This window comes from Saccharopolyspora phatthalungensis (genome assembly GCF_014203395.1).
Taxonomy (GTDB): domain Bacteria; phylum Actinomycetota; class Actinomycetes; order Mycobacteriales; family Pseudonocardiaceae; genus Saccharopolyspora; species Saccharopolyspora phatthalungensis.
Genome location: NZ_JACHIW010000002.1, coordinates 909122 through 921682, shown reverse-complemented (window position 1 = coordinate 921682; position 12561 = coordinate 909122). Strand labels below are relative to the sequence as shown.

General features: G+C 67.0%; 2 protein-coding genes. Both read left to right on the top strand.

Going from position 1 to position 12561, the window contains the following annotated elements; translation table 11 throughout:
• The first annotated feature begins 3 nt into the window (after positions 1-3).
• Positions 4-879, top strand: a complete 876-nt coding sequence (locus tag BJ970_RS30830) for a toxin glutamine deamidase domain-containing protein (RefSeq protein ID WP_184730751.1) — start codon at positions 4-6, stop codon at positions 877-879.
• Between the two features lie 127 nt (positions 880-1006).
• Complete coding sequence (locus tag BJ970_RS30825; protein ID WP_184730749.1) at positions 1007-12484, top strand: WXG100-like domain-containing protein; 11478 nt, start codon at positions 1007-1009, stop codon at positions 12482-12484.
• Positions 12485-12561: the final 77 nt, after the last annotated feature.

Below are 12561 nucleotides of genomic sequence, written 5' to 3'. Positions count from 1 at the left end.
GCCATGAGGGATCTTGCCGAGCGCGCGCGTGTTTGGCTGCACGAAACCCGTGGGTCTCGTGTGGTGCTCAGCGATGAGGCACCGGCCCTCACGACTGAGCGGGCGGTGCTGTTCGGGCGCCGTTATGCCGGGTCCCTTGAGCCGATGCCGGTCGCGACGATCTGTGCACCCAGGGATGGCGGAGATAGCTTTCGGGACGCCGGTCCGGTTGATGAGGAGCTCAACCTGTCGCGGTCTGAGTGGCGTCTGTGGGTTTGGCGGGTCAGCGCGCGTAAATGCCTTGTCGCGACAGATGCCGCAGTGAACGGTTGGCCGCCTTCGGCTTTGCCGCGGGATCCGGTAACCGAGGTGCCGGGTTGGTGGGACCGGATGTCGGCGGATCATTTTCCCGGTGCCGAAGTGGTGAGCGGCTCGGCATGCGGCGAGGTGGCGGAGTTCATTGTGGAGGGCGGAGAGGGTACCCGTGTGATGGTGTGGTTGCGTCGTCAGCTCGGTGGGCGTGAGCTGACCGGCCACCTGTCGTACGCCGACTACGCCGACGGCGATGTTGTTTTCCTCGACGGTGTTCCGGCCACGGTCGCCGGTGTCCGGGCGCACCGGCATTGGGCTGGGGTGTTGCGGAAGGTCGAGACCTTTCCCGTAGGCTCGGTTGCCCTGATCTGGATAGGTAGGAAGGATTGCCGGGTAAGGCAAAGCGTTGCCCACCTGTTGGCGGTGGTGCGCGACGATGGCGGGGTTCGGCTTGTCGATCCGACGGAGTGGCGTGGTAAGCCGTTGATCGACCCGACTCCGTTCGAGCTGCGGGTCATCCGGTTCCTGGCGCACCAGCGTCGTGCCGCTTGGCCACGCGCCGGCGAGGTCACTAAGCCAAGAGCATGACATGCGGGTGCGGTCGTGGCGGCGGGCGACCATGAGGCAGTCGACGGTTGCCCGGTGCGTCCCCAAGCGACTGCGCCGGAGGCGCGGCATGAACTATTTCGAGTGTGAGCTGATGAGGTGATTGCGAATGTCCTTGCTGGTGCCGGAGGAGGTGAGACGGCTTTTTCAGGTGCTGACCGGTGAGGACATGACGGATGCGGATGAGGATGCTTTGTTCGCGGTGGCGGGGGCGTTGGAGTCGGGCGCGGCGACGGTGGAGGAGCTGGGTCCGGTGGTGCGGGAGGTGGTGGGTCGGGTACGGGGCGGGTTCTCGGGCAAGGCGGCGGACCGGTTCGCGGACCGGTTGGAGGCGTTTTCTCCGGTGTTGGAGGCGGGTGGTGTGGGGTTGCGGGAGTTGGCGGGGTTTGTGCGGAATCTGGCGTTGCAGGTGCAGTATTTGAAGTTCGCGACGGTGGGCGGGTTGGTGTTGCTGTTGGGGGAGGTGGCGTGGGCGGTGGCGATGGCGGGGCTGACGGGTGGGGCGAGTATGGCGTGGTTGGCGGCACGTTTCGCGGTGATGCGGTTTCTGCTGACGCGGTGGTGGGGGCAGTTGTTCGTGCGGCTGGCGGTGGCCCAGGTGGTGGGGATCGGGTTGCAGCTGTTGGTGGAGGTCGGCGCGCAGGGTGCGCAATTCGCGTTGGGGACGCGGAAGAAGTGGGATGGCCAGCTGACGACGATGGCGGTGGGGGTGGGGTCGTTCAGCGCGTTGCTGGCGGTGCCGCTCTCGGCGTTGGGCAATGTGGTGGGTAATGCGATTACCAAAGTGTTGGTGCGGGGTTTGGGCGACAAGATCGATGCTGAGGTGTTGGCCGCGGCTGCCAAGCATGCTGTGGAGGAGCACGCGGAGCAGTATTCGTTGTCGTCGATGGCGCGCTTTGCTGATGTGGTGTCGAAGAATATTGAGGATTTCACGGGGATGTCGGTGCGGGCGATGTGGGCGGCCCGGTTTGGTCACGGGCTGGGGGAGTCGTTGGAAGAGGGGTTGACCGAGATGTTCGGCGAGGCGGGGTATGGGGCGTTGAGTGGTCAGGGGGCGCAGTGGAATCCGTTCTCGTTCACGGCGGGGTTGTCGGAGGCGGTGGGTTCGGGTATCGGGAATCTGGCGGGGTTGGCGTTGCGGGGGCAGTTGATTCCGGCGGGCGGGGCGCGGGACGCCGCCGGCGGGGAGAAGGATTCCAGCGGTACGGACACCGACACCGGCACTTCAGCGGATTTGAAGGTGGACTTCGGGTCGCAGGCGGGCGAGAAGCCCGGCTTCGCGGAGACCGTCAGCGACAAGCACCTGTCGCGGAACGGCCTGCCCGGCGCTGACTCTGGGTCTGGGGCTGACTCTGGGTCTTGGGCGGGCTCTGGGTCTGGGGAGAACTCTGGGGTGACGGCCGCCGGTTTCGCAACGGTGGTCACCGACCCAGTACCGGGTCTGGTGGGGGCGAATATTACGGCCACGTCGGCTTTCCAGACTGGCAAGGAGAATTCGGCCGACTTGTCCCGGGCCGCAGGTACGAAATCGCCGGGTCGCGCGGCTCAAAAGACATCGGTGCCGAAGCTCACGGTTACCCCGTCGGCGGGTGGGTTGCGGGATGTGGATACCGGTGTCTCGGTGGGAGGTCACGCCGAGATCGGTGAGCCTGGGAAGCCGAGCGATACCGGGCCGGTGTCGTGGCATGAGGGCGATGCAACGGCCCCGGATGCGCTGCGAGGCCAGCACAGGCCGGGCACACCGCCGCCACCCTACAGCCCTGCTCACGGTAATGGCCTCGCTAGTAACGATTCACTGGTTCCCAGCGGGTTCACGGTGCGGGATTCGAGTGTCGATGCGCCGCCGGCCTACGGACCGGCCTCCGACAACGGCTACTCCGCTGTTTCATCGTCTGCTGTAGACGATCCGGCCGATTCGGCGGCGGGCTCGACGCAGGTGCCGGCGCCGGGGTCGGGTTCTTCCAGCCCCGGTGGCTCGCTCGTGTCCGATGGCGGGGTGGCGGATGCTTTCCATACCGGAAATGCCGATTCGCTGCATCGTGTTGAGCATCCCACTACGACCATGTTCGGTGCGAACGAGCTGAGCGTCCATGCCGGCGGTGCGCGGGTGCTGGAGCCCACGGTCCCGGTGGCGGATTCGCCAATGGGAAAGCCGGTGACAGATGCCACCGATGTGCTCGACATGTCCTCGGAAGTCGCGCTCTCGGCGACGAATTCTTCGGCGGCCACGGTGGTTCCGGAGGTCGATGGCAGGGCGGGACAGGTGTCTGCCGGGGGCGGTGCGACACGTCCCGGTGTGCCCGCAGCAGTGGAGCCCGGTACGGATTCTGCTGTCGGGAACGGGTATTCGTCTCGACCGGGCAGCGGTAATGAGCCGGAGTCATCGTTGGCAGTTCCGGCGGACACAGCGGAGACGGGGGGTTCGCCCTCACCCGAGTCGCGGCGCGCAGACGAGACGGCGGGGTCCGAGGCGGGTTTGCAGGGGCCCGCCGTGGAACAAGCGGATTCGGCCGGTGTGAGGGAGTGGACGGAGTCGGTTCTGCGTCGGGAAGTCGAGCGCGCCAGGGCTCTGGGTGGGCCGGGTGCCATGGCAAAGCGGATCGTGCAGGGCACGCATGATGTGGTGACGCTGGCCCGTGGGCAGTCGGATGTGTCGTTGGATGATGTGGTCGCTCTGGTTGCGGCGAGTGTCCGTGAGCACGGCCGTGCCGAGGCGGTGCGGTTTTCCCGGGAGTTGGCGGCGAAGCTGGGCACGCGGCGCACGGGTCTGGCCATCCAGGCTGGCGCGGGGCCGGATCCGCGAGCGGACGCCTCGGTGTTGGAGGATTCTGTCGGCAGTAGTGAGTTTGGTGGTGTCACTACTGAGTCTTGGCACGATGCGGGCTCGTGGTCGTTCGATCCGGGACCTGTCGGGTCGGCGGATGAGGTGACGTCGTGGGCCGTCAATCCGGGCTTTGTCGAGTCCGGCTTCGGTCTGGGGGCGTGGGCGTTTGATCAGGTGGTGGCCGAGCAGGCATTGGGGCCTGGATGGGACATGGACGAGCCGGTGTGGGGCGCCGCTGGCGGGGCAGGGACGTCGGAGGACCGTCTCGGGCCCGAGTTCTTCCAGAGAGCCGATTTCGGGTTCGCGGCGGAGCACGAGTATGTGAATCCGGCAGTGGTGTGGCCGTCGGTGTCTCTTGCCGACACTGATAGCGGTTTTGGTGCGACGGAATCGGTCGGTGCGAGCAGTAGCAGTAGCCGAGGCCGTGCCGAGGGGGCGGAGCGAGGGCCTAGCGAGGCGGATACGCCCCGGCGCCGTTTGGGCGGACAGCGGGGGAAGAGGGTGCGAGAGGCAGCGCGTGCGGAGGCACGTCGTGCTCGTGACGCGGGTGAGCCCCATACCGGTGACACGTTGGGGACGAAGTTCGGAAAGAGCGCGTCGTGGGGCAAAGCCCGGCTTGCGGAAATCCGGGATGAGGGCGGTTTGACCAGGGCGGAATTGACGCAGCGGGAACTGGAGCAGTTGCGGGAGGCGGCGCGGGTGGAGGCGCGTCGTGCTTGTGATGCGGGGCAGCCCTACACCGCTGAGCAGCTGGGCAAGAAGTTCGGAAAGGGCCGGGAGTGGGGCGCGGAGCGGCTTGCGGAAATCCGGGATGAGGGCGGTTTGACCAGGGCGGAATTGACGCAGCGGGAACTGGAGCAGTTGCGGGAGGCGGCGCGGGTGGAGGCGCGTCGTGCTTGTGATGCGGGGCAGCCCTACACCGCTGAGCAGCTGGGCAAGAGGTTCGGAAAGGGTTCGGCGTGGGGTTGGGAGCGGATCACGGAAGTCAGGAATGCGGGCGGAACGAGCCGGTCGGATTTGATCGAGCAAGGTCGCGAGCGGGAGTGGGAGGCGGCGCGTGCGGAGGCGCGTCGTGCCCGTGACGAGGGCAAGCCCTACACCAGTGAGGCGTTGGCGAAGAGATTTGGCAAGAGCAAGGACTGGGGGCGGCAACGGCTTGCCGAGATCCGGAATGAGGTTGGTGGTTCAGCCGTCCCAGCATCGGGTTCGGGGGGTGATGTGGCAAGGGAGCGCGTCTCGTCACCGGATGTGGCGGCGGTTGAGCAGGGCGCTTCTGTGCCGCTTGCGGTGGCGGAGTGGACCGAGTCGGATCTCCGTGCGGAGATTGCGCGGGCGCTGGCGGTTGCTGAACCGTACGACGCGGCGATGCCGATTGTGCAGGACACGCAGGACGTAGTGGCGCTGGCTCTGGGGGACGCGAAGGCGTCTCTGGATGATGTGGTGGCTCTGGTCGCGGCGAGGTTTGCCGAAAATGGACCTGATGCGGCGGTGCGGTTTTCCCGAGAATTGGCGGCCAGACTGGGTTTTGCGGGTTCGGCGTTGACCGCCAGTGCTGGGGTGGGACCGGATCAGCAGGCGGATGCGCCGAGTTTCGGTGAATCAGCGGGCAGTGGTCAGGTGGTTGATGTGACCGCTGGGTTTGGGGATGGCGTGGACTCGTGGTGGTTCGATCCGGGTTTTGCCGACTCGGCGGATGGCGCGCGGTCGTGGGCGTTTGACCCGAGCCCTGTCGGGCCTGCTGCCGATTCGGCTTCGTGGCTGTTCGATCCGGTGACCGCCGAGCCGACATTGGACCTTGGATGGGACGCGGCTGACCGGGGCGAGACGTCGGTGAGCGCGGATGGGGGCGAGCGGGCACGGCTGGTCTCTGAGTTGAGGGTGTCGGTGGATGCTTTGCGCGGGCTGTTGGTGGATGCGCCGCTTGACTATATGCCTGAGTTGATCGAGCGGGTTGGGCTGTGGTCGGGGATGTTGGATCGGGGCGGGTTCGATGGCGCGGAGCTGGCCGGTTTGCGGAAGCGGGCGAGTGATGCGAAAACGTTGGTCGAGCGGGTGCGCAGCGAGCTGGGATCTTTCTTCGCGGCCGAGCGGTCACAGGGTGCGGCTGGCGGGTTCGGTGGCGAGTATTCGAGCCTGGATGAGACAAGGCCGTCGATGTCTGTTGCGGACACTGATGATAGTGCCGCTGTAGGAACGCATTCTCGCGGTGAAAACAGTGGCGGTGAGCGCAGCGGTACCGAGGAAGCGTCTGATGCCGGCAGGGTGCCGAGCCGGGGCGAGCCTGATCCGGCGTCGGGGGCAGTGGATGGGTCCGTCGGTCTTGGCAATACGGAGCAGGTGCGGGAAGCGGCGCGGGAGGAGGCGCGCCGGGCTCGTGACGAGGGCAAGCCCTACACGGGGGCGGCGCTGGGGAAGAAGTACGGGAAGGGCAAGGACTGGGGTCGGGCGCGGCTTGCGGAAATCGGCAATGAGGGCGGCGTGAGTCGGCGGGATCTGGAGGAGAAATTGCGGGAGGCGGGGCGGGTGGAGGCGCGTCGTGCGGGTGATGCGGGTGAACCCTACAACGGTGAGGAGTTGGGGAAGAAGTTCGGACGAAGCTCGGCGTGGGGCTGGCGTCGGCTCGGGGAGATCAAGGACGACGGCGGTGTGAGCCGGGCGGTGTTGGACGAGCAGGCGCGGGAGTCGGCGCGGGCGGACCTGCGCCGTGCTCATGCTAAAGGCCTGCGCTTTAGCGCCGCGGCGTTGGGGAAGAAGTACGGAAAGACTTCTATGTGGGGTAGGCGGAGGCTTGAGGAAGTCCACGAGCAGGACGATGCGACCCGGGCGGAATCGGCGGATCAGGTGGTACCTGCGCAGGCGCGTCTTGCCCGCGACACGGGGCGGCCGGAGCCCTACACCGGTGAGACGTTGAAGTCCGGAAAGGGCACGGTGCGGCGGCGGGCGCGGCCTGCGGGAATCCGGGATGAGGATGCCGTGTCCCGGTTGTCCGAGGCTGAGCGGGAGCGGGAGCGGCTGCGGGAGGCAGCGCGGGCGGAGGCGCGTCGGGCTCGTGACGAGGGCAATCCTTACTCTGGCGCGGCGCTGGGGGCGAAGTTCGGGAAGAGCAAGGACTGGGGCTGGCGGGTGCTGACAGAAATCAAGAATGAGACCCGGGCGATCCAGTCGGCGGAGGTGGACCAGGAGCGGTTGCGGGAGGCGCGTCGTGCGCAGGTGGATTCCGAGTCCGGTGATGACGCGATGTCGGTATCGCCTGAGTCCGGAGTTGTTGACTCTGGGGATGATGCGGGGGCGTGGTTGTTCGATACGGTGTCCGGTGAGCCGTCGTCGGAACCCGGGTGGAATGCGGGAGGCCGGTCGGTGTCCGTTGCGGACACTGACGGCGGTGTTGGCGAAACGGTTTCGATCGGTCATGGTCGGAAGCGCAGGCGTGCCGATGATGTGACCGATGAGGGTGCGGCGCGGAGACCGGCGGGGCCCGGCCAGGCGTCGGAAGGGTTGGGTGACGCCGAGGGGCCTCGCGACCTGGAGCGGTTGAGAGAGTTGGCACGGGCCGAGGCACGTCGTGCTCGTGACGCCGGCAAGCCCTACAACGGTAAGACGTTGGGGAAGAAGTACGGAATGAGCAAGGGGTGGGGCCGGGCGCGCCTTGCGGAGGTCCGGGGTGAGGTTGTTCTGAGCCGGACGGCGTTGACGGAACGGCAGCGTGAGGCGGGCCGGGCGGAGGCACGTCGGGCTCGTGACGCGGGTGCGCCTTATTCCGGCGCGGCGCTGGGAGCCAAGTTCGGGAGGGGCAAGGACTGGGGTGTGGCGAGGCTTCGTGAGATCAGCAACGAGGATGGTGATTCGGTCGGGACGTCGGGTTTTGGGGGTAGTGCGTCGATTGAAGGCGCTTCCTCGGCGGATGTGGCTGCGACCGAGGAAGCGCAGCACGTTCCCGAGTCGGTCGCTCTGGCGGAGTGGACGGAGTCGGATCTTCGCCGGGAGATTGAGCGGGCCAAGTCGGTGGCCGGGTCCCGTGATCAGGCGGTGCGGATCGTGCAGGGCACGCATGATGCCATGAAGCTGGTGCGTCGGGATGTGGGTGTCTCGCTGGACGATGTGGTGACCCTGGTCGCGGCGAGAGACGGTGGATACGGCCATGACGAGGCGGTGCGCTTCTCCCGTGAACTGGCGGTCAGGTTGGGCTCCGAGGGGTCGGGGTTGGCCATCCGGGCCGGGGCGGGGCCGGATTTTCCCGCGGGCACAACGATGTTCGAGAGTTCTGCGGGCAGTGATGTGTTTGCCAGCATCGCCGGCTGGAGTCATGCGACGGGTGCGGGGTCCTTGCGGGGCGTGTCAGAGGCGGAAATGGCTGAGCGGTCGCGGCTGCTTGCCGAGTTGGCCGGATCTGTCGGTTCGTTGCGGCGGCTTTTGGTCGGTGCGCGGGAGGATTATCTGCCTGGGCTGCGGGAGCGGGTTGAGCACTGGTCGGGGACGTTGAACAGGGGCGGGTTTGATGCTGTGGAGCTGGAGCGGTTGCGCAAACGCGCGCGTGATGCAAAGGCGTTGGTGGCGCGGTTGCGCACTGATGGGTTGGTCGAGCTTTCGGAGCCGCATGGGCGCCCGCAGCAGGTAGGCGCGCGGGTGCCTGATGCCGGTCTGGATCTGGGAGCGGGCGGCGGGTTTCATGACCCGGATGAGTTGCCGCTGATGGCCTTTGGCGAGAACGCAGCCGATCATGGCGGCACCGGAACGGATTTGACCGGTGAAAGCAGCGGCCGTAAGCGGCGTCTTGCCGATGACTCCGTCGACGAAGGTGCGGCGCGGTTGCCTTACGGGCGTGATCACGATGCCGAAACGCTTGACCGGGCGGAGTTGTCGAACGAGCAGATGCGGGAGGCGGCGCGTGCGGACGCACGCCTTGCCCGTGATGCGGGCAAGCCCTACACCGCCGGGGAGTTGGGAGAAAGGTTCGGGAAGAACAAGGAATGGGGGCGGCAACGGCTGTTGGAAATCAAGGATGAGGGTGGGGTGACTCGGCAGGACCTGGAGGAGCGGGAGCGGGTGGCGGCGCGTGCGGAGGCGCGTCGAGCCTATGCCGCCGGTCAGCCCTACAGCCAAATGGCATTGGCGACGAAATTCGGGAAGAGCTTTGTGTGGGCTCGGTCGCGGCTTGCGGAGATCAGGGAAGAGGGTGTGGTACCTCGGCACAATTTGGAGGAGGAGGAGCGGGTGGCGGCGCGTGCGGAGGCGCGTCGTGCCCGGGACGCGGGCAAGCCCTACACGGGTAAGACGTTGGGGGCGAAATTTGGCAAGGGCAAAGATTGGGGGCGGCTGCGGATCGCGGAAATCAGCAATGAGGTTGGTGCGGGTCGGCTGGCAATCGACGAGGCGGAGCAGGAGCGGGAGGCGGCGCGTGCGGAGGCGCGTCGTGCCCGTGACGCGGGGGAACCCTGCACCGCTAAGACGTTGGCGGACAAGTACGGAAAGAGCGACACGTGGGGGCACCGGCGGCTAGTCGAAATCAGCAATGAGACTGGTGTGGGCAAGCCGGCATTGGACGAGCAGGAGCGAGAGGCCGCTCGTGCGGAGGTGCGCCGGGCCCTTGCGGCGGGCGATTCCTACACCGGTAAGGAGTTGGGGGAGAAGTTCCACCGAGGCATGAAATGGGGTGCCTCGCGGATCGCCGAAGTCAAGCAAGAGGTTGGTGGTTCCCAGCCGGCACTGGAGGACCAATTGCGGGAGGTGGCGCGTAGGGAGGTACGTCGCGCCCGTGATGCGGGGGAGCACTACACCGCGACGGCATTGGGAAAGAAGTTCGGGAGGGGCAAAGGCTGGGCGGCGCTGCAGATCGCGGAAGTCGACAACGACGGTGGCGTGTCCAGGTCGGCATTGGAGGAGCAGAAAAGGGAGGCGGCGCGGGCTGAGGTGCGTCGTGCTCGCGGCGCGGGCGAGTCTTGGACCGGCGCCGCGTTGGCGGACAAGTTCGGGAAGGGGAAAGACTGGGGGCGGATGCGGCTCGCGGAAGTCGACAACGAGGGTGGTGTGTCCAGGTCGGCATTGGAGGAGCAGAAACGGGAGGCGGCGCGGGTAGAGGTGCGAAGTGCTCGTGACGCGGGGACTTCCCACAGCGGTAAGACGTTGGGGGACCTGTTCGGAAAGAGCGACGCGTGGGGTCGGGCCCGGATAGCGGAAGTCGAGAATGAGGCCGGCGTGACCCGTTCGCTACGGGAGAAGCAGTTGCGGGAGGCCGGGCGCGTGGAGGCGCGTCGTGCTCGTGACGCGGGCACGCCATACAGCGGTGAGAGGCTGGCGAAGAAGTTCGGAAAGGGCAAGGATTGGGGTTTGTCGCGGCTTCGGGAGATCGGAGCTGAGGTCGCGGAATCAGCTGGCGAAACGCCGCGTTCTGGACAGGACTTCACGGGCAGCGGTAAGCCCAACGAAAGGGCTGCTGAGTCGTTCGCCGCGGGGTTGTCTGAGGGTTCGGGACGTCCCCACGTCGAAGACACTGGGACGGCCGCGGGTTGGTCGGCGGGCGCGTTGGCGGCAAGTACGGATGGAGATGAGCGGTCCCGGTTGGTTGCTGAATTGCGGAGCTTGGTTGACACATTGCGGCGGCTTTTGGTTGGTGCGCCGCAGGGTTATCTGCCTGGGTTGCGGCAGCGCGTTGAGCATTGGTGGGGGACGTTAGGTCGGAGAGCTCTTGATGGCGTGGATGTGGCGGAATTGCGGAAGCGCGTGCGCGATGCCGGGGCGCTGGTGACCCGGCTGCGCAGCGATGGGTTGGTTGATGCATCGGTACCTGTGGGCGCTGTGGGGTCGCTTGACGAAGCTGCCGCGCGGATGCCTGCGGGGCCTGGTCCGGCGCCGGGGGTGGTGCCCGAGGCCGACGATCTTGACGGTGCGGAGCAGGTGCGGGAGGCGGCGCGGGCGGAGGCGCGTCGTGCTAGTGACGCGGGTGAGCCCTATACCAGTGAGGAGTTGGGGAGGAAGTTCGATAAGCACAAGGAATGGGGTCGGCTACGGCTTACCGAAATCGCCGCGGAGGGTGGTGTGGGCCGACCCCTTTTGGAGGAGCAGGAGCGCGAGGCGGCGCGGGCGGATGCGCGTCTTGCTTGTGATGCGGGTGTGCACTATACCGGTGCGGCGTTGGGAAGGAAATACGGAAAGAGCGCGTCGTGGGGTAAGGCCAGACTTGAGGAAATCAGAGGCGATGCGGGTGTGAGCAGTCGGCACGATGTAGCGGAGCAAGCGCGGGAGGCGGCGCGTGCGGAGGCGCGTCGGGCTCGTGACGCGGGCAAGCCCTACACCGGCGGGGCGCTGGGCAGGACGTTCGGAAAGAGCGACGACTGGGGTCGGTTGCGGCTTGCGGAAATCAGGGATGAGGGTGGCGTGACGCGGTCGGCTTTGCGTGAGCAGGATCAGGAGTCGGAGCGGGAGGCGGCGCGTGCGGAGGCACGTCGTGCCCGTGATGCGGGCAATCCCTACAACGGTCCGGAGTTGGGGACGAGATTCGGAAAGTCAGAGGCGTGGGGCCGGCGGCGGCTTGCGGAAATCAGGGATGAGGGTGGCGTGACGCGGTCGGCTTTGCGTGAGCAGGATCAGGAATCGGTGCGGGAGGCGGCGCGTGCGGAGGCGCGTCGCAGTCGTGACGCGGGCAAACCGTATACCGGCGCGGCGCTGGGGAGGATGTTCGGCAAGGGCAAGGATTGGGGTCGGTCGCGGCTTGAGGAGATCAGGAATGAGGATGATTCGGTCGGCGAGGCGTCGGGTTCCGGTGGCGTGCCGACGGAGGGTGAGCCGTCGCCCGCGCAGCTGTCTGATCCGATGACCGTTGCGCCGGCGTTGGGCCAGGGGTGGGACGTGCGGGAGCCAGGGACGAGTGCTCTTGGCAAGCCAGCGTCCTCGGTGTGTGGGTCGGTGGGCGGGTCCTTGGCGGATGGGGATGCGGGTGAGCGGTCGCGGTTGGTTGCTGAGTTGTTGGCGTCGGTGACTTCGTTGCGTCGGCTTTTGGTTGATGGTTCGGCGTCGTATGTGCCTGAGTTGCGGGCGCGGGTGGAGTGCTGGTCGGACATTGCGCGGCGGGGGGTGTTGGGTGGTGTGGATGTTGGGGTATTGCGGAATGAGGCGAGGGCTGCTGGGGCTGCGGTGGGGGTGGTGCGGGGGGCGCGGCGCGATGCGGCGGTGTGGGAGTTGAATGGGTTGGTGGTGGCGGCTGATGCGGCGTTGCGGGAGGTGATGGGCTTGCAGGGTGCTGACGCCGTGGCAGGGCTGCTTGCTGCTGCGGATGCGGTGTTGGGTGCTGGGGCGGTGGATTCGGTGCGGTTGGTAATGGCGTATCAGGTGTTGCGGGCTCCGGATGATCGGGTGGCTGCGGAGGCGTTGCGGGAGCGGTTGCGGGGGTTGGCGGGTGCGAGTCTGAGTGCGAGTGGGGAGGCTGGTGGTGGTTTTCTGCCGCGGCCGAGTGATGAGTTGTCGGTGCGGGAGCCCGTGCGGGAGGAGGGGAGTACGGACGCGAATGAGGGGATGGAGCGGGAGCGGCGTGTGTTGTTGGAGCGGTTGTACCGGTGGGCGTGCGCGGGTGATGGTGGGTCTGGCGGTGGTGGTGTGCGGGATCGTGTGGTGGGGGAGTCGAGGTGGGGGGCGAGGCGGCTTTCGGTGGGGGATGCGGGGCGCGGGTCGGGCGGTGGGGGTGGTGGGCGTCGTCGTTTGTTCTGGCCTGGTAGTGGGGTGAGTCAGGGTGAGTCGTCGGAGTGGGTGGAGTCGGATGTGTGGTCGGAGTAGGGGGTTTGTCGGAGTCGTGGAGTATGTCTGAGAGTGACATGCTGAATGGTTTTGGGGAGGTGTTGGGCAAGGCTGGT

Coding starts and splice junctions, on each gene's coding strand:
- BJ970_RS30830 (WP_184730751.1), top strand. CDS start 4: ATGAGGGATCTTGCCGAGCGCGCGCGTGTTTGGCTGCACGAAACCCGT.
- BJ970_RS30825 (WP_184730749.1), top strand. CDS start 1,007: ATGTCCTTGCTGGTGCCGGAGGAGGTGAGACGGCTTTTTCAGGTGCTG.